A 25086-nucleotide genomic window follows, 5' to 3' on the forward strand; every position below is an offset into this window, starting at 1 on the left:
CGCGGCTACGGTCCGCGCCGGTAACCGAGTTCCAGGAACAGTTCGCGGTCGTGGCCAGGAAAGTAGCGATACTCGCCAAACGCGTAGTCGGCGCGATCGGCGTATGCCGTGTCATTGAGATTGTTGATGCGGGCCGTTACCCGCCAGTTGGCGTTGACTGACCAGGCGGCGCGCAGGTTGAGCAGGTCGTGCCCGTCGTAACGCTGGTTTTCCTGTGCGGTCAGAAAATAGCGGCCCTGGTGCACCCATTCGAGTTCCGCGAGCCACGGTTCGGCTGACCAGCCGAGATGCAGGCTGCCCAATGTGCGCGGTGCCGTGTCGATGTCATTGCCTGAAACAATCGTTTCACCACCGGCGATCTGCTGGCTGAAAGCATAGGTCTGTTTTGCCCAGGTGGCGGCAAGACCGGCGTAGAGCCCGTTGTCGCTGCGCGCTTCGACTTCCAGTTCGACACCGAGGTGCCGGCTTTCGCCGTCGCTCACGTTGTAGCGATTTGAGTCCTGCAGGATGTAGTGATTCTTGTGCATGGTGAATGTTGCCGCCGACAGGTTCAGATGCGCGGTCTGGTGATGCCAGCCGAGTTCCAGGCTGTCGATGGTTTCTGACTTCAGGTCGGCGACGTTCTGGCCCGCCTGCAGGCGATAGAGTTCTGCCGCCTGCGGTGCGCGAAAACCGCGGGCCAGTGTGAGGTAGAAGGAGTTTTCGGGGTCCAGACGGAACAGCAGGCCGAGATTCGGTGCGAGGGTTGTAAAGTTGTCGCTGCGGTCTGCCGGCCGGTTGTAGAGACAGGGCGGCGTGCATGCCGAGCCATCGTCCCGCGTATTGCCGTCCGGCATCCGGTTGTCGTAGTCATAGCGCAGCCACTCGAAGCGCAAGCCGCCACGGAGTGTCCAGCGCGCAGCGATCGGCAGTTCGGCCTGTGCATAGGGTGCGGCGAGATACTGCCAGACGTCGTAGTCGTAGTGCCGGCCCTGCGGCCGGTTGCCGGCATCCGCACTGCCCTGGGTTTCCTCCAGGTAGCCGTCGGCGATTTCGGTATCGAAGCCGGCGGTGATCCTCGCCGGACCGAGCCTCGCAAAACGCAGCAGCGTGGCGCCGCCGCTGAGCTGTCCGTTCTTCTCCACGGGCTGGCCGGGCAGGAAGTGCTGCAGAAAATCCATTTCCGAACGGCGCAGGAAGCCGAGCACCTTCCAGCCATCGTCGGTACGGTTGCCATCCGGCTGCCAGCTGGCTTGCAGACGCTGGCTGTTCGCTTTCCGGTATGCATCCGGGTTGGTGTTGGTGTGGCGCAGTGTCGCGTCGCGGTAGGCATCCTCGCCGTAGATATATCCCGCGGTGTCCTGGTCCAGCACGGTACCGCTGAAGCCGAGTTCGAGTTGCCCGCCGCGCAGATCAGTGCCGTATTTCATGAAGCCCTTGGCCTGGTTGTAGCCGGCCGAGTCGCGAAAGCCATCCGCGTGATCGTAGACCATGCCGCCGATCAGGCCATCGCCGTCGCCACTGCCATCGCCCCATATCAGCTTCCCGCGCATGAAGTTTTCCGAGCCGGCTTCGCCGCTGACATACAGGAGGTCCGGTCCCGGTTCGGGCAGCAGCACGTTGAGCGTGCCGTGCAGGGCGTTCGAGCCATACAGGGCTGAAGCCGGCCCGCGGATCACCTCGATGGCGCTCGCCAGTTCGGACACCATCTCGAAGGTTTCGTTGACATTGCAGAAGCCGGTGGGCCGGATCGCGAGACCGTCTTCGAGAAACAGGAAGCTGCCGCAGGAACCCGGTCCGGTGAGTGCCGGTGAGCGGATGGCAGTGATGCTTTCCTGACCATCGGCGCGCGTGATCCAGGTGCCGGGAATCTGCGCCGCGGATTCATATATATGGCTGGCGTTCAGCAGTTCGACCCGCGCGGTATCGAGGCGGGAGGTATTGCCGGCCAGATCGAGCGCGGTGACCGGGTAGCGGGTGGCGGTGACGAAGATTTCTTCGGGCAGCCCGCGATCAGCGGCCGATACAGTGCCGGCAATGAGCAAGGCGGCAAGACCGCTGGCCAGGCCAGGCCGGAGACAGGGCATCGCCGGAGTACTTCAGCGCTGGATGGCTTCCAGGCGGATGCTCGGCGTATCGCCAATCCGGCTGAAAGGATGGCGCCGGGCCATCTCGCGCAGGGCCGCATCGCGTTCGGCCGCGGTCGCAAACCAGTGCTCGCGATGCCAGTCTGCACCGAGTACGTCGCGCAGCGGGTCAGCAGCGGGCAGACCGACGCGGACGCCGAATTTCATCTCGCTGTCGGGCAGTCGCGGTATGAGCAGATTGTGCTGATTGCTGATGTCCATGCTGGAGGTCCGGTCCGGGTGCCGGGCGCATGGTCGCTAAAGCGTGCTGCTTTGTCCAGAATCCGCGCGGATCTGTGGCGGGGCAACCGAAGTGACAAAGGTCCAGGAGAAGCAGGCGGTTATCAGCGTTGCGAGGCCCGCGCAACAGAAGCCGCGCAGACCGGCGCTCACGAGGCGTTGCTGTCTGAGAGTCATATGCACTCCTGGTTCGATTGTCAGGCGATCGGGCAGAGACACCTGGCCGGTCGTTTGTTCCCCGCTGGAGGACAGGTTCGGGCGGCAGCACACCCCGACCGGCCAGGCAATGGTGGAAATTCATGGCCACGTCTGGCGCATTGCCGAAATGCGTGGGGCACATTCCGGAATCCTGCCCGACCAGATGTCCACAACTTCCTGGCTGCAGATTCACAATGTCCCGGCCGGCGTTGCGAATCTGTCAGGCACTTGACACATCGCCGCAAATAGTCGGAAAAGGGTGTCATGACCCTGACCGCACGCGCCGTATTGAAGGCCAACCTGCTGCTCGGCAATCTGCCCGAGTCGGCGATCGACAAGCTGGCTGCGCTCGCGATTCGGCGTTCGTACCGGGGCGGGACGCGGATCTTCGCCCAGGGCGAGCCCGGTGACTCGCTGCTGGGCCTGATCTCGGGGCAGGTGCGGATCAGTGCGAGTACACCTGGCGGCCAGGAGGTATTCCTCAATATCCTCGAGTCCGGTGACAGCTTCGGCGAGATCGCGGCGCTCGACGGCCATCCGCGCACGGCCAGCGCCGATGCACTGACCGATACGGAGCTGTTTCTCATTCGCCGTGCCGATTTTCTGGCCCTGATCGAGAAGGAGCCGCAACTCGCGAGCCAGCTCCTGCAACTGCTGTGCAAGCGCCTGCGCTGGACCAGCGATCTCATTGAGGAGGCGGCATTCCTGTCGGTCCCCGCGCGTCTCGCACGCCGGCTGATGAAGCTGGCGGAGGAACACGGCAGCAGGGTCGATGGCCTCATGACGCTCCACATCTCCCAGGCGGAGCTGGCCGGCTTCATGAACGTCTCGCGGCAGGTCGTCAATCAGCACCTGCAGCAGTGGCGTCAGCGGGGATGGATCGACCTGGCTCGCGGCCGGGTGGTGATCCGTGATCCGGACGGACTGCGCGGCGTTCGCGATGAGCGCGACTGAGGTCATGCCATGAAGGGCAGGGCACCGCAGTTTGCCTTGTTCGGCCTGCTTGCGACCGTGTTTGGCATGCTCGCCGGTGCCGTGCCCGCCGTGCTGCGCCTCGAGGAAAACCTCGGCCTGGGCAGCCTGTTCCTGATGCGCGGCCCGCGCGAGGCACCAGCCGAAGTGGTGGTGGTGGGCCTCGACAAGTTGTCCAGCGATGCTTTCGGCCTGCCGAACGAACCGGCCAAATGGCCACGCACCCTGCACGCGGAACTCGTTGAACGTCTGGCGGCTGCGGGCGCGGCCGTGATCGGCTTCGATGTGCTGTTCGATGATCCGGCCGAGCCGGCTGGCGATCTGCGTTTCGGTGAGGCGCTGAGCCAGGCCGGCAATGTAGTGCTGGTGGCCTTTCTGAAAAAAACCGCCGTCGGCGCGAGCCAGGATCGACAGATCGTGCTGACGGCGGAAAAGCTCATTCCTCCGGTCGCGCCACTTGCCGCGGGTGCGCTGGCGGTCGCGCCATTTACCTTGCCGGTCGTGCCGGTAAGAGTCAGCCAGTTCTGGACCTTCAAGGCCAGTGCCGGCAACCTCGCGACTTTCCCGACGACGGTTTTCCAGGCCTGGATGCTGCGCCAGCCCGGTGAGTGGTTCACGGATCTGCGCGCGGTCTGTCCGGCGCTGGAAGGATCGTGGCCAATCACGCCGGGCGAAGTGCTTGCCGGGAGACAGGTCGGCAGCTTTCTGCGGGAGGCGCGCAGCTGCCTGACCACTGATCCAGTGGCCGTGGCCAGACTGGATGCTGCCTGGCGCCAGCCACAACAGCCAGCGGTGCTGCGCTCGCTGCTGGAACTCTACGCGGGCGCCGATACCCGCTACCTCAACTACTACGGGCCGGCGCGCTCGGTGAGGACGATCCCGTATGTGCAGGCGCTGCGCGGGACTGGCGATGACCTGGCCGGCAAGATAGTTCTGGTCGGATTTTCAGACGAGTTTCAGCCGGAGCAGAAAGACGGCTTCTATTCCGTGTACTCCGATCACACCGGCCTCGACATCAGTGGCGTGGAAGTTGCAGCGACCGCCATTGCCAACATGGTGGACGGCACGGCGATAAAGCCGCTGTCCTTTCCCGCGGAACTGTTCGTGATCGGATTCTGGGGGCTGCTCGTCGGCGGCTTCTGCCGCGTGCTGACGCCGCCAGCCGCAATTGCCTTCAGCCTGTTCGCAGTGCCCATGTATGGCGCCTGGGCATGGTGGGTGTTCACTGCCATGAACATCTGGCTGCCCCTGTTCGTGCCGCTGTTCGTGCAGCTGCCTGTCGCGCTGCTTCTCGGTCTGCTCGCGCAGTACCTGCAGACGCGCAGGCAGCGCGAGCGCGTGATGCTGGCGCTGGGCAGCTATCTGCCGAAGCGGGCGCTGGACCGGCTGATGGAGAACCTCGGCGACCTGCAGGCCAATGCCGAACTCCTGCACGGGACCTGCATGGCGACCGATGCCGAGCAGTACACGCGCCTTGCCGAGACGCTGGCGCCGGAAGAACTCGCGGCGCTGATGAACGCCTACTACGCAGCGATGTTCGCCGAAGTGGAGAAGTGCGGCGGGGTAGTGACCGATGTGGTCGGCGATTCCATGATGGCGATCTGGGCGATGTCGAAGCCGGACAGCAAGACGCGGGCGCGTGCCTGCGTCGGCGCGCTCGCCGTGGCCGCAGCCGTAGAGCGCTTCAATGCCGTGCCGGGCCGTCCGCGGTTGCCCACGCGCATCGGCCTGCATACCGGGCCCATCCGTCTGGGCAACATCGGCGGCGCGGGCCATATGGAGTTTCGCGCGGTCGGTGACATCGTGAACACCGCCTCGCGCATCGAAAGTCTCAACAAGCCGCTTGGCACGCGGATTCTCGTCTCGGGCGAAACGCTGGCGGAAACAGAGGGGCTGCTGACTCGTGAACTCGGCACCTTCCTGCTGGCCGGCAAGTCGACGCCGCTGGTGATCCACGAACTGCTGGATACAAAAGCAGATCGCGATGGATTGGCTCGCGACTGGCACGCCCGTTTTGCAGCGGCGCTGTCGGCGTTCAGGGCGGCCCGCTGGCAGGTGGCGGCGGATGCCTTCGACAGTCTGCACCGCGAGCAACCCGATGACGGGCCAGCGCGTTTTTATGCGCAGCTCTGCGCCCGGTATCTCGCGAGCGGACCGGACAGTTTCGAGCGCGGCGCTGTCAGGATGCCCGGAAAGTGAGGTAACTGTTTAAAAAAAAGATACTGCGCGTTGCAGCTTGCGCCGGTAGCACATAGACTGGAACGGCACCGGAACGGAAGAGGGTCCCGGTGGCAAAGAACAAGAACCGGCGTCGTTCGTGGGGCGATCGACGTACCAAATTGCAACCTGTCGTGGGGGGGTCATGGTACGTATCCGCGTGTCGCTGCTTGCTGTACTCGTTCTGAGTGCAAGCGTTCTCGTCAATCCGGTCTGGGCGCAGACGGTCGCTTCGGGTTCACGGCAATGTGAGGCCTGGGTCGCCAGGCTGATATCCAGCCAGGGCAGTCTCAATCTGCGCCGATCGGGTCTTGCCCGCGTCTCACAGCCGGGCCTGAACGAGCCCTTGTGTGTCGGCGATGTACTTGAAGTCGGTCCCTTCAGTCGCGCCGCCCTCGAGCTGCCGGACCAGACCGTGGTCAGCGTGGACCAGGACACCATCGTCACCTTTGCCGCGCCGGCCGACGACAAGCGCACCTGGCTGGATATCCTGCGGGGCGCGATACACGTCATCAGCCGCGACCCGCGGGCGCTGCGCGTCATCACGCCCTTCGCCAATGCCGGTATCGAGGGTACGGAGTTCTTTGTCGGCGTGGGCGGCGATGCCACCACCGTGATCGTCTACGAAGGCCGCGTGAAGGTGGAGAACAGCGCCGGTGCAGCGACTGCAGCTTCAGGCGAGAGCGTGCTGGCCCGCGCCGGGAGCGCGCCGGTACTTCAGCAGATCGTGCGACCCCGCGATGCGGTCGTGTGGACGCTCTACTACCCGCCGACAGGCACCGGACCCTTGCCGGATGCAGCTGCCGCGGAGCCTGCCGTGCCATCGGTGGACTTTTATGTCGGCCGCGCCGAGCAACGGCTCGCTGTCGGCCAGGTATCTGCGGCCGAAGCCGATCTCACCAGCGCGCTCAGTCTTGCTCCCGGCAGCGCCGAGGTCCTGGCCAGGCAGTCGGTGATTGTGCTCACGCGCGATGACACCGAAGCTGCCGCAAGACTTGCCGACCAGGCGGTAGCGGCTGCACCGGATTCCGCAGCTGCCCGACTCGCGCAGTCCTATGTGCGGCAGGCCCGCTTCGACCTGCCGGGTGCCATCAGCGACCTGGAAGCGGGGGTGGCGGCGCATCCCGATAACGCGCTGCTGCGCGCACGACTCGCCGAACTCTGGCTGGCCTCCGGTGAATTCGGGCGCAGCGAAGCGGAAGCGAAGGCGGCACTGGCGGCTGATCCGCAGCTCTCGCTGGCCCATGCGGTGCTTGGCTTTGTGGAACTCAGCCACATCCGGCCGGGTGCGGCCAGGGATTCTTTTGTCGAAGCCATTCGCCTGGAGCCCAATGCACCGCTGCCGCGTCTTGGGCTTGGACTGGCAAAAATTCGTGATGGCGAGCTGGAGGCGGGACGGAAGGATATTGAAATCGCCGTGATTCTCGACCCGAACAACTCGCTGGTCAGGAGCTACATGGGCAAGGCTTACTTCGACGAGAAGCGCGACAAGCTCGCGGCTTCGCAGTTCGATATTGCGAAAGGGCTTGATCCAAATGATCCGACGCCGTGGTTCTACGACGCTATTCGGAGGCAGACCGTAAATGATCCCGTTGGGGCGATTTTGGGTGTCCAGAAGTCGGTTGAACTCAATGACAACCGGGCGGTTTACCGCTCACGCCTGGAGCTCGATCAGGATCTGGCGGCGCGAAGCGCCGCACTCGGAAAGATTGAGCGCAACCTCGGCTTCGAGGAACTCGCGTTGCGGGAGGGTTGGCAGTCCATCGCGCTCGCTCCGGCTGACTACTCTGGTCATCGCCTGCTGGCAGATAACTACTCATTTCTGCCCCGTCACGAGATCGCTCGCGTTAACGAATTGCTCCAGTCCCAGATCCTCCAGCCACAGAACATGACGCCAATCCAGCCGCAACTGGCTGAGGCCAACCTTTTTGTCCTGGACAATGCAGGGCCAACTGCGATTGCCTTCAATGAATTCAATCCACTCTTCAGTCGGGATCGCCTCGCAATCCAGGCTTCGGCTGTCGTTGGGAATCAGGGGACGTGGGGGGGCGATTCGGTTCTGTCTGGTATTGAAGGCCCTTGGTCATTCAGTGTTGGCGGCTTCCATTTCGAAACCGACGGCTTTCAGGAGAACAACGACCTCACGGTCGATACAGGGAATGCATTCGTCCAGTTCCAGCAGTCGGTCGATACCAGCTTTTTTATGGAGATCCGTTCGACCCATCGTGAGGAGGGCGATTTGGTCCTGCGCTTTGAGCCTGCAGACAATTCCAGTCTTCCCCGACAGGACGAGGACTCGAGCTCGGTAAAGCTGGGTGCTCGTCACAATTTCTCGAATCGTTCAACCCTTCTGGCGTTGTTCGCGTATCAGACTGCCTCGCCGTCGGACTTCAGCAGAACGTCAGACTATGTCTTTGGCATCGATTCGGACGCCTACGTCGGAGAGTTGCAGTGGCTTTACCGCGCGGACCGTTGGAGCCTGGTTACCGGTGCGCGGTACTACGGAGCCGACCAGACCAATGATCTGATGTTTGTGTACCCCATTCCGGATCCACCGTTCGAGGAGACATATTCTTCGACAACGACCACGCGTCCGGAAAACTTCAGTACCTATGCCTATCTCAGTGTTGAGCTGACGCCAACCCTGGTGGGCACCCTCGGCCTGGCCTCTGACAACATTTCTGGTAGCGTGTATGACAGGGATGAGATCAGCCCGAAGTTCGGTGCAATCTGGCGGCCCACCGCAGACACAACGGTTCGAGTTGGCGCATTCCAGACCCTGAATTCGCCCATGCCAACCCGCGACGACATCCAGCCCTCGCTTGAGCCCACCGCGGTCGGCGGGTTCAATCAATTCTTTGCCGGCGTTGAGGCAGAGCGGGACCGCCGTTACGGTCTTGGCGTCGACCAGCGCTTTGGTGAATACCTGTTTGCCGGGGCAGAGGTCTCAAAACGCAAGATTGATCTTCCGATTGCGATTCAGACTCCGCCGCCTGAGCCAGGTTTTTCGGTGGTCACGACTCGCGTGGATGAGTCCAATGCCCGCGCCTACCTGTACTGGATACCATCTCCAAATACCTCGGCAAGCCTGAACTACCAGTACGACCTGGCCGAGTACGACGACAATTTCGCGCCCTACGGGTTCAGGACCCTGGAGACGCACAGGTTCCCGTTCAACGCCAGCTACTACGCAGCAAACGGCTTTTCATTTGGCCTGACCCCCACGTTCGTGCATCAGCGTGGAAAGTTCCAGGACTTCAACCCGCCATTTGATCTGAGTCGGGATGACGACGACTTCTGGGTGGTGGATGGCTATGTCCAGTATCGATTGCCGAATCGCTGGGGAGTCGTGCGTCTGGAGGGAGGCAATCTATTCGATTCAAGTTTCAAGTTCCAGGACGTTGATCCTGAGAATCCACGGATCCTTCCGGAGCGACTGATACTTCTGAAGTTAACCGTGGCGATGTAGTCGGGATAAATCACAGTTGCTTAAAAGGGAGAGTCCAATGAGGACAATCAGAGTAGCGACCGCACTGGCCACCGGATCAACACTTCTCCTGCTCGGTACAGCAGGGTATGCCGCCCATCCGAAGTGGAGCCTGACTTGTGACAGCGAAAACAAATGTGTTTATCTTTCCGACGGAAATGGCATGGCGGGAGGATATCCGGTTGCTGTGGACATCGATTCGCTGGAGATTTCGGTAAAGCCTGTAGGCGACGACAACAAGTGCGTCTGGCAGTGGAGGTTGATAGGCGGTGTGTGGAACTGGGTCTGCGTCCTGACGCCAGTTGCTCCGCCAGCGAAGTGACGTTGCCATTGTCGTACTGTAAGAGGGGTGGCGAGCCACCCCTCTCACCTTTTTAGCTCACTGCCCCACAATTGCCGTAACCTCACGTTCTGCGCTGCTCACGCGTGTCCGCCGCCGTTGGCCGCGACCATCGCCAGCGCCTTGCGATCCGTTACGGTCACGCGACATCGCGAGGTGGATATCCAGCCGCGGTTCTGCCATTCGCCCAGGTATTGATTGACCACCTGGCGTGAGACGAAAACGTACCTGGCAAGATCAGCCTGGGTGATCTCGACTGCCTGCTCGGCGCCGTCCTGACCGTTGCCATGACGCCCGGCAAGTTCGAGGACGCGGTGCGCCAGGCGTGCCGGAACACTTCTGAGCGCGTATTCGTCGGTGATCATCCGGGTGGCGATCCGTTCATGCTGGCAAAAAACATTGAGCAGGCTCAGCGCCAGGAGTGAATCGTTCGCCAGCAGCTGCAGGAAGTTGTCGCGACGGATTGCGAACACCTCGGCTTTGGGTGCGGCGCGCGCGCTGACGCATCGGGGGAGGCCGTCGATGACCGAGATCATGCCGAAAACCCGGCCGGAACCGTAGCTGCCCAGCAGGACTTCATCTAGAGCGGATGAGCGCGAGCTGATCTGTACCTGGCCGGCGATCACGCCATAGACCGCATCGGCCGGATCGCCGTGGGAGTAGATCGTTGCGCTGCCGCAGTAGCTGCGTCGCACCGCCACTCTTGCAATCCGGTCCAGGCCGCTGCTGTCGAGGTGTTGCAGCAGTTCGTTGTTCTTGAATATTGCCCGTGCTGTGTTCATCGGCATTGCTCCCGCGTCGCGTGACCCGTTGCGCCCGCCTGTGCAGCAGTGTTGTCCGGGTCAGTCACCCGGTCTGTCACCCGGTTGACATAATTTCGGCGAAAGGCCGTCTCGCCTGTGTCGGTACGGCGACATTCGGCGCGAAAAAGTTCGCGTGAAAGCGTCTGCATCGGGCTTCTTGGGCTGTTTTGTCTGTACCGCGACACACGAGTCAGCGATGAGGGCGCAGGCTCTGTGCTCAAGCCGGGTTGGAGGTCCGGCGTTTACAGACGCTCAAAAACTTCAGGGAGTTTCAGCCATGAACAAGAAAATCATCAGGCTCATTGCCGTGACTTGCGCCGGACTGATTGCGGGATTGCCGGCGGCCCATGCGGACAGCAACGACGGGCTGCTCGCATACTACCGGATGTTTCAGCTGGGCAATGACGACGCGCAGACGGTGATCCGCGGGAAAAAAACGAAGGCGTACCGGGTCTGCGTCGAGGAAGGTCGCGGCGCTGTACCGCTCAGGGTGACCCACAGTGAAGGGGAAACCATCGTGGAGCCGGGCGACTGTCAGTTGATCGAAACCAACAAGATAAAGATGACTGCCGCGGGCGAGCTGCCCGATGGCATGACGATGATCGGTCGCTTCAACAACAACAGCAGCGATGCGAAGAAATACCGCACAAGCATCAGTGTCGCCAAGGCTGACCGCAAATAGGCGAGGCCTGCGCGCCTGGCCGTCTCTGATCAGGCCATGTGATCAGAACCGCGTTTCAGGTGCCGCGTCGTCTACCGGAAAAGTCTTGCTGCCGCCGGTCGCCGGATCCCCAGCGGGTTCGGTGGCCGGCGCTGCAGCAGGTGCGGCGGCCGATGCGTCGCGCCAGTTGAGGCGCGGTGCCATGGTGGTCAGTATTGCCAGCAGGGGCTTTGCAGCTTCGGGCGTGGGCAGACTGGTGTCGCTGAAAATACGGCTGGTTGAGCCATTTTCTTCGCTGCCGTACCACTCGGCGTTGTCTTTGCGGTCGATGGTGATCGCACCGCCATCGAGCGCAACGCCGAGAAACAGTCCGCGACTGCGGGCGTAGCTGTAGATTTCTGCCTTGAACTCGCCGTCAGTCATGGCGACTGCGGTGCGCCCGACCGGGCCGGCGGAGGCCGAGCTGCTGCCGCCGAGGGTGAACTTGCCGCTGGCAATGTTATCCACGCCCTGACGGTTCTTGAAAACCAGCACCAGGTCGGCGCCCTGGACGCCGGCCTGGAAACCGATGCCGAGATTGCCGAGCCGGATCAGGGCCGGATTGCTCCAGCTGCCGTCCTGATGTCGGACCATCAGCACGCCGCGGCCATAGCTGCCGCTGACAATGAGTCCGCCCTTGACGACGTTGGGAATCACCGCAACCGCATAGGCGCTGTTGAGGAGATTCGGCGGAATGGCCTGTTCGGGGATGCGCTGCAGGTCGTTGAGGATTTCGGTGGCGGCCTGCACGCGGTGCTCGATATCACCGATATCGGCAAATGCTGTACCGGCAGCGAGCGTGCCGAGCAACAGGGTGGCAATAATTCCGGCTGACTTGATCATGATGCGTCCTGCAGGTGGTTATGGCTAATCTAACGCCGATGCACGCATCAAGTACACTCTTTTGCTGAACTCAGGCCGAACGATTGCTGTGTAGGCCAGCATTTGCCATGAAGGAGAATCCGGGTGCAGCTGCCACCGTTTGAATATCACCGGCCGGCCAGCCTCGATGAGGCGCTGGCCAGACTCAGTGCCGCCGGTGACGGCGCGGCTGTGCTGGGCGGCGGCACTGATCTGCTCATCAACCTTAAACTGCGTCTGGAACGCCCGCGGGCGCTCGTCAGCGTGCGCGACCTGCCGGAGCTGGCGGGCGTGAGCCTCGATGCGTCCGGCACGCTGCGCATCGGTGCCGGTGAACGGCTGACAGATCTCGCCGGACATCCGCTGATCGTCGTGCGCTATCCGGGTCTCGCCCAGGCGATCCGGGCCGTGGGTTCGCAGCATGTGCGCAACATGGGCACGCTGGGCGGCAACCTGTGTCTGCCGACGCGCTGCTGGTACACCAACCAGAGTGAGAACTGGCGCGGTTCGCAGCAGCCCTGCTGGAAGACAGACGGGCAGGTTTGCCATGTCATCAAGACGGCGCCGAACTGTCGTGCCATACACAGCGCCGACTCGGTGCCGGCGCTGATGACCCTGGATGCCCGCGTGCTGTTGCGCAGTAGCACGGGCGAACGCGAGCTGCTGCTCGCTGATTTTTACCGTGATGATGGCATCGAGAACAACGTGCTGGCACCGGGCGAACTGATCACTGCGGTGCTGGTGCCACCCGCCCGTGTGCGTTCCGCGTTCGTCAAGGCGGCTGCGCGTACCGGGCTCGATTATGGCTACGCGACGCTGGCCGGTGCGTTGACCGGCAGCAACCGTGCGCCGAAGTCGCTGCTGCTGGTGGCGGGGTCGGTTGGTACCATGCCGCTGGTGCTGCACAAGTCGGCACAGATCATTCTGGCTGAGGGACTGAGCGAAGCCAGCATCGAAGCGGCCGCCGATGCAGCGCGCGACGATCTGGGCGAGGTCACCAATCTCTTCACGCCGCCGGGTTACAAGAAACGTCTGGTGCGCGGCCTCGTGCGGCGGGTGCTCAATGAACTGCGCCGGCAGAAATTGCCGGCGGCCGGCTGAGGGGACAGGCAGATGACCCGACAACTGATTACCCTCATCGTCAATGGCGACCGCTACCAGGTGCCGGTGGCGCCGCACGAAACCCTGCTTGATGTGATTCGCGACCGGGTTGCGCTGACCGGTACCAAGCGTGGCTGCACCAGCGGTGCCTGCGGGGTTTGCACGGTTCAGGGCGACGATGGCCGGGCCGTGCTGTCCTGCCTCGCGCTCGCCATCGAATGGGATAACCGTACCCTGACGACCATCGAGGGCGTTGCCGGTGGTGATGAGCTGCATCCGGTACAAAAGGCATTTCTGGAGTACGGCGCCGTGCAGTGCGGTGCCTGTACGCCGGGCCTGATCATGACGGCGAAGGCGCTGCTCGATGAAAACCCGGATCCGGACGAGGAGGCCATCAACGAGGCGCTTGCCGGCGCGCTCTGCCGCTGCACCGGGCACATCAAGGTGAAGATCGCGGTGCGCGAGGCCATCAAGGCCATGGCTGCCGATGAGGCACCGGAGGACGATCATGGCGTCTAGAAAAGCGGATTTTTCGGTCGTCGGGCACGACCAGCCCCGGCTGGACGGTGCGCACAAGCTCACCGGTCGCTCGCTGTTTACGGACGACGTGGTCCTGCCGGGGATGCTGCACGCAAAGATCGTGCGCAGCCCGTTTGCCCGTGCGCGGATCCTGAGCATCGATACCTCCGCGGCCCTGGCCCTGCCGGGCGTCAAGGCGGTGATCACCCATGCCGATGCGCCGAAGCTCTACGTCGGCATCGAGCAGCCGCTGTTCCGTCAGGAGATCGTCAATTACATCGGCGATGAAGTCGCCGCCGTTGCGGCGCTCGACGAAGCCACTGCCGCAGAAGCCGCGGCGCTCATCAAGGTGGAATACGAACCCCTGCCGGCACTGTTCAATATCCAGGATGCGCGGAAGCCCGACGCATTCCTGATCCATGCCAAGGCGAAGGGCAATATCGCCTGGCAGCAGTCGCAGGACCTCGGCGATGTCGAGCCGGGTTTTGCGAACTCGGCACATGTGCGCACCGACCAGTACACGACCCATGCCTCGCACAACTGTTATGCGGAGTTCCATGTGGCCATCGCCGACTGGTCGCTGCCCGACAAGCTTTCGATGTACACGCCGACCCAGACCGCGATCCTGTTCCAGAAGAGCCTGGCTGGCGCGCTGCGCCTGAGTGATGGCCAGGTGCGCATCATGAGCCTGAACACGGGTGGCGGATTTACCGGCCGCACTTCGGTGCGCCCCCATCACTATGTCGCTGCCGTGCTTTCGCGCAAGACCGGCCGGCCGGTAAAGATCCGCGCCACGGCAGACGAAGAGTTCATTGCCTGTCGTGCGGGCGGCGAAGTGAAATACACCTTCCGCACCGGTGTGTCGGAAACCGGGCAGATCAAGGCTTTTGAAGCCGACATCAGTTTCGATACCGGTGCCTACGTCGAATCGCAGATGATCGTGCTGACGCTGACCAGCTCGTACATCCACTCGCTGTACAAGATCGAAGCCGCCCGCTACAGCGGCCGGCTGGTGCATACCAACAACATCCCGTACTACTTCCATCATGGTGGCGGACTGGCACAGATGGCCTTTGGCCTCGGTCAGCACATGGATGCGCTGGCGCGCGAGCTGGGCATGGATCCCATCGCCTTCCATCTGCTCAATGGTGTGACCAAGGGCTACACCAGCATGACCGGCACTTTTTTCGGCAGCTGCGGCCTGGCCGAGTGCATCACGAAGACCGCGAAGCAGGCCGGATGGAAGCGCAAGTACGGCAAGCTGCCGCCGCTGAAGGGTATCGGCATCGGCGTCGGTGCGATGGCCTCGGGCGCGAAAGGCGTGTTCAAGCACGATACCTCGGCGGCCTTCATCAAGATCGTCGATGACGGCACGATGTCGCTGTTCGTCGGTCTGCCCGACATGGGCCAGAGTTCGCACACCGCGATGGCGATGATCGCTGCCGAAGTGCTTGGCGCACAGGCATCAGACATCACCGTGATTTCCGGCGATACCGACATCGTGCCGCTGGATGTGGGTGCACTGATCCAGCGCGGTACCTTCAATACGGGTAATGCGGTGAAAGCCGCTGCACTCGATGCGCGCAAGCAGCTCGAGGTGCTTGCTGCCGCGCGCCTGGGTGTGAAGCCCTCGCAGCTGGTTTTTCGCGACCGGCAGGTTTACCCGAAGGGGCAGCCGGAGAAGGCGATTCCGCTGAAAAAGATCGTCTATGACACCCTGCACAGCCGCGAAGGCCGCTTCGTGATGGGCCGTGGTTTCTACAACTCGCCGAAGGAAAGCGGCACGATGGCCTACTCCTTCGGTGCGCAGATTGCCGAGGTGACCATCGATCCGGATACCGGTTTTGTCACCGTCGATCGCATCGTCGCCTCGCACGATGTGGGCAGGGCGATCAATCCGCGCATCGTCGAGGGCCAGATCGACGGCCAGGTCTTCAGCGGCCTGTCACAGGTGCTCTACGAAGAGACCCTGCTGGAAGACGGGCAGGTGATGAATCCCTCGCGGCTCGATTACCGCCTGCCGCGCTCATACGAGATGCCGAAGGTCGAGCACATCATCGTCGAGAGCATCGATCCCTTCGGGCCTTTCGGCGCAAAGGAAGTTGGCGAGGGGCCGATCGTCTGCACCTTGCCGGCGGTGGCTAATGCAGTCGCCAATGCACTCGGTGAACCGGTCAACGAGATGCCGATCACGCCGTGGAAGATCCTGCAGATACTCGGCCGGCGGGCGAAAGGCTGAGTCCGGGTCCGGAGTCTGGCCTCGCTCAGCCGGTGGCGCGGCTCTGCATCTCCTGGACTTCCTTGCTGCTGGAGGCAGACAGGTCCAGGTCGATCAGCAGCCCGTCGGTGATGTTGTAGATCCACCCGTGCACGGTTACCTGCTGGCCGCTGGCCCAGGCGTCGCGCAGCACATTGGTCCGGCACACGTTCGCCACCTGCTCGATGACGTTGAGTTCGCTCAGGCGATCGAGGCGGGCTTCATCGTTGCTGAATTCGTCCAGCGCGGCACGGTGCTTGATGGCGACGTCCTGCACATGGCGCAGCCAGTTGTCGACGAGGCCGAGGTGCTGGTCCTCGTAAGCGGCGCGCACGCCACCGCAACCGTAATGTCCGCAGACGATGATGTGCCTGATCTTGAGTATTTCCACGGCAAACTGGATTACCGACAGACAGTTGAGGTCGGCATGTGCGACCACATTGGCGACGTTGCGATGGACAAAGACCTCGCCGGGCATCAGGCCGGTGACCTGGTTGGCAGGGACGCGGCTGTCAGAGCAGCCGATCCACAGGTATTCGGGGTTCTGCTGTTCCGCCAGCTGGGCAAAAAACTGCGGATCCTCCCGGCGAACAGATGCGACCCAGTCGCGGTTTTGTTTGAACAGCTTGTCGAGAGTGCGCATGGCTGGTCTGCTGATGGAGAGCCGGCGGCAAGGTTGCCTGATCGACCGGCGCATTGCCAGTCCGCGGAAATTCAGTACGGGTTCAGTGCAGGGGCTCATTCTGCTGCCATTGCCAGCATCCGGATCAGCTCCGACAATGCTCCACATGTCATTTCCGGTCCGTACACCACTGCTGCTCATCCTGCTGGCCGGCTTGCTGGCGACAGTGCCGGCAGACGCCGCGAAGCCGGGGGGCGCGGACCGGAAGCGCGATAGCGCTGAAGAAGCCCCGGCCGTACCGCGTGCGGTGATGAGCAAGGATGCGGCCGTGGCGCTGGTCAGGGAACGCAGCGGTGGCAAGGTGGTGCGCGCCGACCGCTATGAGCAGGGCGGACGCGCGGTGTACCGGATCCGCGTGCTGACTGCCGATGGCCGGGTACGCGAGTACCGGGTCGATGCGACCACCGGTGCGATGCACTGAGGAGCTGCCGATGCGCCTGCTGATCGTTGAGGATGATGCCGCGCTGCGCCAGTCACTGGCGGCGCAGCTGCGTGCGGCGGGTTTCACGGTTGATGAGGCCGGAACGGCGAGCGAGGCCGAGTACTTTGCCGCCGAATTTGCCGTGCAGCTTGCGATCGTCGATCTCGGTCTGCCGGATCGTTCGGGTGTCGAGCTGATCACCCGCCTGCGTGCTGCCAGGCACACATTTCCGGTCGTGATTCTCACCGCGCGTGAGCACTGGCAGGACAAGGTCAAGGGCCTGAATGCCGGTGCCGACGATTACGTCGTCAAGCCTTTCAACATCGATGAACTCAAGGCGCGCATCAATGCCCTCCTGCGCCGTGCCGCCGGACACGCGCAACCGGTGCTGCGTGCGGGTCCGGTGGCGATGAATACGCAGGCCCGCGAAGTGCGTGTCGATGACCAGGTGGTGACGCTCACGGCCTTTGAGTACCGGCTGCTCGAGATTCTGGTCATGCGCGCAGGTCAGGTGGTGAGCAAGGCACAACTTACCGACCAGCTCTATGACCAGGACGACGAGCGTGACAGCAATGTGGTGGAGGTGCTGCTGACCCGCCTGCGCAACAAACTCGATCCGGAGCGCAAGCTTGGCCTCATCGAAACCGTCCGCGGGCTGGGCTACCGGATGCCGCGCCCGCCGGAACCGGACTGAGGCGAATCCCGGGTGTCGCGCCGTCGGGCTTCCTTGAGTACCAGTCTGCTGGTGATTACGGCGGTCATGCTTCTCACCGCATTTGGCATCACGATTGCCGTCCTCGACGTGGTGTTCAGGCGCAGCGCCGAAGCGGCGCTAGGCGATCAGCTCGAAGTGCAGGTGCTGGCGCTGATCGGTGCGGCCGAACCCGACGAGGCGGGCAACCTGTCGGTGCCGACGCGCCTGCTGGAACCGCGGCTGCGCAATCCGGGATCCGGACTTTACAGCGAGATTCTCGATGCCTCCGGCCTGCCGCTGTGGCGTTCACCCTCGGCTGTCGGGCTGGAGCTTGCGCCGGGTGCGACGCTGAAGGCCGGCGAGCGCACGGTCAGCCGGCGCCTGCTGCCGGACGGCAGCGAAGTCCTGTTGTTCGGACTTGGCATCAACTGGGAACTCGGCCCGACGGCCACGCCGGCGTTCCAGGTCTTTGCGGCGGCTGATCTGGCTGGCTACGAAGCGCAGCTCGATCGCTTCCGGCAGCAGCTGCTCGGCTGGTTCTCCGGCGTCATGTTCGTGCTGCTCGCGGCGCTGTGGCTGGCAATCCGCTTTGCGCTGCGGCCGCTGCGGCGCATGTCGGATGAAATCGCGGCGATCGAGGCGGGCGGGCAGGAAGCCTTCAGTGCCGACTATCCGCGCGAACTGGAAGGCGTGACCCGGGGTCTCAACACACTGCTCGGTTCCGAGCGACAGCGCATGGATCGCTATCGGACCACGATGGATGACCTGGCGCACAGCCTGAAAACCCCGCTGGCCGTTGTGCGCACCGAACTCGGCGGTGGTCAGCCCGACGCGGCGACGCTCCGTGCACAGATCGACCGCATGCAAAGTGTCGTCGACTACCAGTTGCGGCGGGCTGCTGCCTCCGGGCCGCGCAGCCTCGCTGCGCGCGCTGTTGCGCTTGCGCCGCCACTCGAGGACATCGTCAGCAGTCTGCGCAGGATTCATCGCGACAAGGTGGTGACTTGCGAGTTGCAGATTCCGGAAGGTGCGAGCTATCCGGCCGAGCAGGGTGATCTCTACGAGATCTTCGGCAACCTGCTCGACAATGCCTGGAAATGGTGTGCGAGCCGCATCGTGGTGACGGTGGCCATGCGCGGCAGCGATGCATTGCTGGTCACCGTGGCCGATGATGGTCCCGGCATTCCCGACGAACAGGCTGCCGCGGTGCTCGGTCGCGGCATTCGTGTCGAGCAGCGCGGTGATGTTCCCGGCCAGGGCATCGGCCTCGCGGTCGTGCGGGAAATCGTCGGCCTGTATCGCGGCAGCGTCGAAATCAGGCGCTCGGCGCTCGGCGGCGCGGAGGTGCAGCTGCGCCTGCCGCTGAAGGCCGGGATCCAGGCGAGCGACTAGCCTCCGGACGGATCACAGCCCGGGTGGGCGCTGACTGTCCTCGTGCATCCTGATCAGGAAGTTGCGCACCGCCGGCTCGGCTTCATCACGGCTCATCAGGCGCTGGTCGGCGAGCAGCTTCGCCATGTCGCGGATCGAACGGCGCCCGTCGATCATGCCCATGATGAAGGCATAGATACGGGTCGTCATGGTCTGCAGTTCAAAGGCCGGCAGCAGCGGTACCGGCTGTGTCCCGCTGATCAGCCAGTCGGGCAATGCGCGATGGCGGGCCGGTTGCGGCTCCGAGCGCGTCTTGTCGGCAACGATGGTGATGACATTCTCCAGCCGACCGTGCCGGCTGGCTGGCGAGCACATATAAGGAATGTCGTCCTCGCGGACGTCCGGTTCGGCAAAGCCGGTGTCCATCACGATGGCGAGTGTTTCCTCGAGACTGTATCGCTGGCTGGCCAGGGCCTGGGCGAAGCTGAGCGAGCCGAAACAGATCCAGCGACCACCGGGCTTCAGCAGGTTGTTCAGCCGCACGGCAAGTATGCGGAAGTCTTCCGGCAGGATGTCCACGACCCAGGGTGTGACGATCACGTCGAAGCTGCCGGCAGAAAGCGGCGGACGCAGTGCATCGCCGAGTACCAGATGAAAACCCTCGCGCACCGGTTCCGGTGCGACCAGCTCGCGCAGTACAGCGTGCTCTGCCAGCGTGCGTGGCGCGAGCGGGAACTCCCAGAGTTCGGTCGCTTCACCGGCTGTGGCGCGGCGTGCGATCAGTGCGAGCAGCGGATTGAAATCCAGTGCCAGCGTGAGGCCGACTGCATACTCCTGATGCAGATCGTAGGCGAGCCGGCCCGCACCCGAGCCAAGCACCAGCAGGCCATCGACGGAATCCCGTCCCGGCAGTGCCCCGCCGACCAGCCTGAGTGCCGCTTCGTTTTCCTTATCGCCCCAGGCCCAGTCGCGATGGATATTCGGGTAGTACGTGGTCAGGCCCTGGTCGCCGGGCAACCGGGTCTGCAGGGCCATATGAGTGGCAAGCGTGCCCTGCGCCTGGTGAACCGCGAGCGGCGTGAGCAGTTCGCGCAGGCGCCTGATCTGGTCGACAGTCGCCCGGTTGAGAAGGTTCAGACGATCGCGGGTCAGCGGCCGCAGCCGGGGATTCTGCAGCTCGGCCTGCAGTTCCATGGCTTCCTTGCCGAGTTTTTCGAGTGTGAATTGCAGTTTCCCGCGCCACTCCGTCAGTGTGGCGGCGGGTTCGGCGAACAGGCAGGGCACATCGGCCAGCGACGGGAAGTTGATCCCGCAGGCACCGCAGCCCCAGCTGCGGTCCGGGTAGTGCCGGAGCGGCTGCTCGCAGCGGGGACAGGCGAGGTAGGCTGCGAGCGCGGGAGATGACATCCGCTGATTATGGCATCGGAAAGGCTCTAGGTGATTGAGCCGTTCACGATCGGTGCAAAGGCGGTCAGCGAATCGCGCAGGGCGCTGTTGCCGAGGCCGTGACCGGGGAACAGGCCGGCGAAGTTGCCCTGCTGCCCGTGCAGCGCCACGTAGTTGAGCAGCACGGTTTCAACCAGTTTCAGCGCAAGCGTAGCAATACGACGACGAATGCGTGCTTAAGCTTGCGCCCGGGAAGTCAGTTGCGACCGGTGGTGATGATCGCGAGCGCTTCGTGGGCGGGCAGAATGCGGATCTGGTGGAATGTGCCGATGTCCAGTAGGTCGCGGTCGCCGGAAACGATGAGTGAGGCACCGGCAGCGAGCGCACAGGCGAGCACATGGTCGTCGTCGGCGTCGCGACTGGTGGGCGCTGCGAGTGGTTGCGGGTCAACAAGGACAGCCAGGTGCTGATAATCAGCAACGAGGCCGGCAGCCGAGAGCTGGACAGACTGAATGCGCCGGGTGAATTTGCTGCGACCGATGACCTCGGCGAGTTCGGCAAGCAGGACGAGACTGGTGTGCAGTGTGATGTCGCCGGCCCGCGCGCGGTTGATGATCTGACGTGGTGGACCCTGCCAGAGCAGCCCCGAGAGGATGGTGTTGGTGTCAGCGACGATCCGCACGGGCACGGCGCTCGGCACGCACGGCGTCGATCTCGGCCTGAATCTCCTCACTGCTCATCGGCGGCTCGTCGATGGCATCGAGTCGCTTGAACGCATCGCCCAGCCGGCGCGCAGCCTCCGAGCGCTCCTCGGCGTCGCGCTTCTCCAGGAAGTCCACAAAGTCGGCGACTTCGGCCTGGCGCTCAGGCGGGAGACGCTGGAGTTTGTCGATCAGGGTGCGGGTATTGGCGTTCATGGAAAACGGCCCTGAAGGTATGTGTCGGCGGCTTATTCTGCGCCATTTGGGTTGACTACTTCCAGTCAAGCCTACCTGCGTCCCGCAGCCGCCAGCGCCCGGTCACCCACAAAGGGATTGCCTTGCCGCTCCTGCCCGAAAGTCGAGGTCGGGCCGTGGCCGGGTACAAACGTCACCGCGTTGCCACGTGGCCAGAGTCTGCCGGTGATTGATGCGATCAGCGTGGCGTAGTCACCGCCCGGAAAATGGAGTTGACCCGCAAGTCATCGGGCGGATCCTTGCGCACCTGGAGCAAACAAAGCCGGCGAGCGGCTCAGCGGCTGACCTCACCACAGCACACCGCGCCCGCGGCCCGCCGGGGCAGCGGGAGTTCGATCTCAACTGAGCACGCCCAGCGTGCCCGAGCTACGGGCGCGCAGTGGGCGGCTGTGTCCTCGGCATCCCGCACGGCGAGAATCCCGCCCGCAGGCCTGAATTTCCCGCGGCGCAACCGGCTGCTACAGCACTGGGCCACGGGTTACCGAGGGTCGCCGGCTTCTCGCCGTGCGGCTACACTGTCGGCAACAGGGGCTTTGAACGTCCTATTCGCCGAGTGCCGCCAGGCCCTTGTCGTTAACGAGGTTCAGGAGTTTCAACGACGGACCGTTGGGCTTCTTCTGGCCTTGCTCCCATTTCTGCACAGTGGATGCACTCGTATTCAGGTAGGCCGCGAACACCGCCTGACTGGCCTTGTTCCGCATGCGCAGGCGTCTGATTTGTGCAGCACTCAAGTTTCGGATCGGCGGCAGGCAGAGAGCATCGAACTCGCGCATGGTCTTGGCGCTCATGACACCGGCATCGCGCAAGCCTTCTGCCGTCTTGTACACCGTATCCAGGATCTTCCTAGCCATCATCATCCTCCTTGATCTCAATCAGTTCGCCGGCCTTCAGCGCCTTGCCTAACGACGTTGCTGTGTAGCCCAGCAACTCCTTCGCCAACAACTTCAACGCCTGCAGTTCCTTTTCACTGACGTTGCCGCGTTCGTTCTTGGCAAAGCCGTAAATGAAAAACGCCTTGTCACCTTGCTTGAAGGCAACCAAGGTCCGGGCGCTGCCGCGCTTCCCGCGGCCCGGAAAGGCCACCCGTTTCTTGACCACCTGACCACCCAAATGGGCATCGATCAGGCCTCGCTCTATCTCAGCCACGGCAGTAGCAAGCGCCGCATCGCCAAGACCCTCGCCTCTTGCCCACTTGGCGAAGGCCCTGGCTTTAAAGGTCTGCATGGCCGCTGCTCAGCATTGAAGCACTACTATAGCACTTAGTGATATAGGTTGATTCACTTTTCCAGGGTTTCATTGAAGTGGCGGGAGAACCTCGTTGACGTCCCTCCAGATTTCGCCCCCCTCAGCCCTGATCACGATAATGAAGTGCGACAGACGCGCACGTTGCTCCACCGATGAACTACACCAGCAATAAGAACGTAAGCCACCAGCGTTCGCGAGACGGACTGCTGGCGAACTCAGCGAGAATCTGAAAATGGCGACTCGGGGTTGCCAGGTACAGGTACTGTGCGGTGAACAGCCCGACGAATGTGCCAATTGCGAGAACGCCAGCGAATTCTCGAAACAAGTAGCGTGAATCGAGGAGGTATTGGACCAGCGCCACTGCGCCTTGTACATATGTCCCGTAAACCACCGTCATGAGCGTGATCACAGCGGACCCCATACTCGCTGGGCGGATCCCGCGATCCCGTTGCATCGAGTTGAGGGACTGATTCAGGCGAAAGTAAATGTATCGTAACGGTCGGCCTACCACGACTCATTGCCCCCAAGTGTTGCCCGAGCGATTGTATATCGAGCGGTGTGAGCGCTGTGGCGGGAAGGTCAGGATCATTGCCAGTATCGAGGACCCGCAAGTCATCGGGCGGATCCTTGCGTACCTGGAGCCAACAAAGCCGGCGAGCGGCTCAGCGGCTGACCTGACCACAGCACACCGCGCCCGCGGCCCGCCGGGGCAGGAAGAGTTCGACCTCAACTGAGCACGCCCAGCGTGCCCGAGCCATCGGCCACGGTTGGTGCGATTCGCCGGTGCCGCGCCGGACGGCTACACGGCCGGCAACATGGGCGTTGAACGTCCTATTCGCGTTCGGCAACGAGGCCTCCGTGCTCGTCGGCGACTTCTTATGGCATCGGAAACGCCTTAAGGGATCGTGCCGTTGACGATTGGTGCAAAGGCGGTCAGCGAATCGCGCAGGGCGCTGTTGCCGAGGCCGTGACCGGGGAACAGGCTCGCGAAGTTGCCCTGCTGCCCGTGCAGCGCCATGTAATTGAGCAGTACGGTTTCGACCAGCAGATTGACGTTGTTGGCCGCGGGCGTCGCGGCAGTCTCTACCGATGCGTCGCTGCGGAAATAGCCCAGCTGCTGATGCCTCGCCTGCTGTTCCGATGTGCCGCCCAGCAGTGTCGCGCGGCCGCCGGGGTTGTAGACCAGGAAGAAGGAGGCGGCGGTGGTCTGGTTGTCGCTGGTCCACTCGCCCTTGCCGCGGCCGTTCACCGTGTTGTCGATGCTGCCATCGCTGGAAAGCGAACCGTCGCTGTACACATAGAGCATCAGTGGCACACCGACGCGGGCGGCATATTCCAGGCAGGCTCCCATGCAGCGCCCGGCGCGGAAATCCTTCACTTCGCCTTCAGCGCGACGGCCACCGTGATAGTCGTAGCCGCCCATCGTGACGCAACCGGCGCCCGCAAATCCGTTGACCACCAGTTTCATCACCGAGGCCGTCTTTCTGAACTCATCGTCGCTGTCGTATTCGTTCTGCGTGAAGATGCCGCTGTTGCCGACGATCAGCGGGTCGATGGACGGATTGAGGCTGGAGGGGTTGCCGAAGCGGTCGGCAATATCAGCCGATTTGACGTAGCCGCAACTCACCAGATCCTTGATCACCGCATCGCGCGTGACGGCGGGATTGCCCGGATCCGGCATGTTGAGTCCGGTGCTGACCCGCTGCAGCTTCATCGCGCTGATGCGCTGGATTGATTCGAGTACCGCGACGGCATCGGCCTGGCCGAGCAGGCCGACGAGCTGTCCGGTATCGACGAGGCCGGTAACATCGCTGGGCCGGTCGATCTTGGTCGGCCGGTCCGCGGCGTTGACCATGGCCATGGGTGCCACCGAGTTGCCGCCTGAATCGCTGTTGCGTGAGCCCACCAGCTTCAGCAGTGAACCGTCCGCGCCGATGCGAGCAATGCCGTACAGCGGGCTGTGCGGGTTGTTGCCGGTGTCGTTTTCCGAACGTGCGGGGATGACCGCACCGTTGATGCTTGCCGCGGTTCCCGCGCTCATGCTTCCCTGCATGCCGCGCAGAAAGGCGCTGTCGCTGTGAAAGGCGAGGCCCATGCTCTGGTCGACATGGTCCTGCTGCGTGACCGGGTTGATCACCGGCGGAATCATGTCGCCGGGCAGGCCGAGCTTGCTGTACCCCGCGCTGGAGAGAAAGTCGAGCTGTCCGCCGGCGCCGCCGACCAGCACATTCGAGCCCGCCATATTCGCGCCGCCGGCCAGGTCGAAACAGATGAAGGGAATCTTGCCCGCGCCCTGCACCGCGATGCCACAGGACGCTTTCAGTGCTTCAAGATCGGGTGCAAGCGCGGCATAGGCAGCGCGCGGATTCGCAAACAGGCTGAGCACGCCGCCGCCGAGTACCGTAGCGGTTCCCGCCATGAAGCCCTGCGCGATCAGCTGCCGGCGCGTAATGGGCCGCGCGTGGTCCGGATGCCGCTGGGGCGCGAAGTAATTCCTGCTTTTTCGTGACATACCTTTGCCTCGGTCGGCT

The 25086-nt window shown here is 63.2% G+C and carries 23 protein-coding genes; 11 read left to right on the forward strand and 12 right to left on the reverse strand.

Translation table 11 applies throughout. The features are described 5' to 3' along the window. Positions 1–5: 5 nt before the first annotated feature. Positions 6–2066, reverse strand: coding sequence for a TonB-dependent receptor (locus H6979_10325; GenBank protein MCP5140242.1), 2061 nt, complete (start codon positions 2064–2066; stop codon positions 6–8). 12 nt (positions 2067–2078) lie between these two features. Further along, positions 2079–2327 (reverse strand): hypothetical protein, encoded by a 249-nt coding sequence (locus H6979_10330; protein MCP5140243.1) that lies wholly within the window; start codon positions 2325–2327, stop codon positions 2079–2081. 480 nt (positions 2328–2807) lie between these two features. Between H6979_10330 and H6979_10335 the strand changes: the two genes are divergently transcribed. From H6979_10335 to H6979_10350, 4 genes are all read left to right on the forward strand, one after another. After that, entirely contained in the window at positions 2808–3497 is a 690-nt protein-coding gene (locus H6979_10335) for a Crp/Fnr family transcriptional regulator (GenBank protein ID MCP5140244.1), read from the forward strand. A 9-nt stretch (positions 3498–3506) separates the two neighbouring features. Continuing rightward, complete coding sequence (locus H6979_10340; protein ID MCP5140245.1) at positions 3507–5714, forward strand: adenylate/guanylate cyclase domain-containing protein; 2208 nt, start codon at positions 3507–3509, stop codon at positions 5712–5714. Positions 5715–5877: 163 nt separating this feature from the next. After that, positions 5878–9201 (forward strand): FecR domain-containing protein, encoded by a 3324-nt coding sequence (locus H6979_10345; GenBank protein ID MCP5140246.1) that lies wholly within the window; start codon positions 5878–5880, stop codon positions 9199–9201. Between the two features lie 37 nt (positions 9202–9238). Further along, positions 9239–9541: a hypothetical protein gene (locus H6979_10350; GenBank protein MCP5140247.1), complete on the forward strand. Its 303-nt coding sequence runs from the start codon at positions 9239–9241 to the stop codon at positions 9539–9541. A 98-nt stretch (positions 9542–9639) separates the two neighbouring features. Here H6979_10350 and H6979_10355 read toward each other — a convergent pair whose 3' ends face one another. Next, entirely contained in the window at positions 9640–10341 is a 702-nt protein-coding gene (locus H6979_10355) for a Crp/Fnr family transcriptional regulator (GenBank protein ID MCP5140248.1), read from the reverse strand. Between the two features lie 298 nt (positions 10342–10639). Here H6979_10355 and H6979_10360 point away from each other — a divergent pair, with 298 nt between their 5' ends. Continuing rightward, on the forward strand, positions 10640–11044 hold the full coding sequence (locus tag H6979_10360; protein ID MCP5140249.1) for a hypothetical protein: 405 nt from the start codon (positions 10640–10642) through the stop codon (positions 11042–11044). 42 nt (positions 11045–11086) lie between these two features. Here H6979_10360 and H6979_10365 read toward each other — a convergent pair whose 3' ends face one another. Beyond that, positions 11087–11905, reverse strand: a complete 819-nt coding sequence (locus tag H6979_10365) for a lipid-binding SYLF domain-containing protein (GenBank protein MCP5140250.1) — start codon at positions 11903–11905, stop codon at positions 11087–11089. A 123-nt stretch (positions 11906–12028) separates the two neighbouring features. Between H6979_10365 and H6979_10370 the strand changes: the two genes are divergently transcribed. Genes H6979_10370 through H6979_10380 form a run of 3 tightly spaced genes read left to right on the forward strand, consistent with a single transcriptional unit; the run spans position 12029 to position 15782 of the window. Next, positions 12029–13024, forward strand: a complete 996-nt coding sequence (locus H6979_10370; GenBank protein ID MCP5140251.1) for an FAD binding domain-containing protein — start codon at positions 12029–12031, stop codon at positions 13022–13024. Between the two features lie 12 nt (positions 13025–13036). Next, the gene (locus H6979_10375) at positions 13037–13543 is read left to right on the forward strand and encodes a (2Fe-2S)-binding protein (GenBank protein ID MCP5140252.1); all 507 of its coding nucleotides are present in this window, start codon (positions 13037–13039) and stop codon (positions 13541–13543) included. Continuing rightward, positions 13533–15782 carry a molybdopterin-dependent oxidoreductase gene (locus H6979_10380; GenBank protein ID MCP5140253.1) on the forward strand — a complete coding sequence of 750 codons (2250 nt, stop codon included), beginning with the start codon at positions 13533–13535 and terminating at the stop codon, positions 15780–15782. The genes H6979_10375 and H6979_10380 overlap by 11 nt, the downstream gene beginning before the upstream one ends. A gap of 25 nt (positions 15783–15807) precedes the next feature. Here the strand turns inward: H6979_10380 and can are convergent, their stop codons facing one another. Further along, entirely contained in the window at positions 15808–16443 is a 636-nt protein-coding gene (gene can, locus H6979_10385; GenBank protein ID MCP5140254.1) for a carbonate dehydratase, read from the reverse strand. Here can and H6979_10390 point away from each other — a divergent pair. The 3 genes from H6979_10390 to H6979_10400 are packed head-to-tail and all read left to right on the forward strand — an operon-like array spanning position 16442 to position 18989. Then, positions 16442–16903: a PepSY domain-containing protein gene (locus H6979_10390; GenBank protein MCP5140255.1), complete on the forward strand. Its 462-nt coding sequence runs from the start codon at positions 16442–16444 to the stop codon at positions 16901–16903. The two genes, can and H6979_10390, sit on opposite strands and share 2 nt — an antisense overlap. A gap of 10 nt (positions 16904–16913) precedes the next feature. Continuing rightward, positions 16914–17597, forward strand: a complete 684-nt coding sequence (locus H6979_10395; GenBank protein ID MCP5140256.1) for a response regulator transcription factor — start codon at positions 16914–16916, stop codon at positions 17595–17597. A gap of 33 nt (positions 17598–17630) precedes the next feature. Further along, positions 17631–18989, forward strand: a complete 1359-nt coding sequence (locus H6979_10400; protein MCP5140257.1) for a GHKL domain-containing protein — start codon at positions 17631–17633, stop codon at positions 18987–18989. 12 nt (positions 18990–19001) lie between these two features. Here the strand turns inward: H6979_10400 and H6979_10405 are convergent, their stop codons facing one another. The 7 genes from H6979_10405 to H6979_10435 form a co-directional block, all read right to left on the reverse strand. Continuing rightward, positions 19002–20375 carry a methyltransferase domain-containing protein gene (locus H6979_10405; protein MCP5140258.1) on the reverse strand — a complete coding sequence of 458 codons (1374 nt, stop codon included), beginning with the start codon at positions 20373–20375 and terminating at the stop codon, positions 19002–19004. A gap of 26 nt (positions 20376–20401) precedes the next feature. Next, complete coding sequence (locus H6979_10410) at positions 20402–20539, reverse strand: hypothetical protein (protein ID MCP5140259.1); 138 nt, start codon at positions 20537–20539, stop codon at positions 20402–20404. 71 nt (positions 20540–20610) lie between these two features. Continuing rightward, positions 20611–21036: a putative toxin-antitoxin system toxin component, PIN family gene (locus H6979_10415; protein MCP5140260.1), complete on the reverse strand. Its 426-nt coding sequence runs from the start codon at positions 21034–21036 to the stop codon at positions 20611–20613. Continuing rightward, the gene (locus tag H6979_10420; GenBank protein MCP5140261.1) at positions 21020–21271 is read right to left on the reverse strand and encodes a DUF2281 domain-containing protein; all 252 of its coding nucleotides are present in this window, start codon (positions 21269–21271) and stop codon (positions 21020–21022) included. Before H6979_10420 ends, H6979_10415 begins: the two co-directional genes overlap by 17 nt. Before the next feature lie 581 nt (positions 21272–21852). Next, positions 21853–22161 (reverse strand): DNA-binding transcriptional regulator, encoded by a 309-nt coding sequence (locus H6979_10425; protein MCP5140262.1) that lies wholly within the window; start codon positions 22159–22161, stop codon positions 21853–21855. Then, complete coding sequence (locus H6979_10430; protein MCP5140263.1) at positions 22154–22534, reverse strand: type II toxin-antitoxin system RelE/ParE family toxin; 381 nt, start codon at positions 22532–22534, stop codon at positions 22154–22156. Before H6979_10430 ends, H6979_10425 begins: the two co-directional genes overlap by 8 nt. A gap of 916 nt (positions 22535–23450) precedes the next feature. Beyond that, entirely contained in the window at positions 23451–25067 is a 1617-nt protein-coding gene (locus H6979_10435) for a general secretion pathway protein GspF (protein ID MCP5140264.1), read from the reverse strand. Positions 25068–25086 lie beyond the last annotated feature (19 nt).

It is taken from the genome of Chromatiales bacterium, assembly GCA_024234935.1.
In the GTDB taxonomy this organism is placed as follows: domain Bacteria; phylum Pseudomonadota; class Gammaproteobacteria; order Steroidobacterales.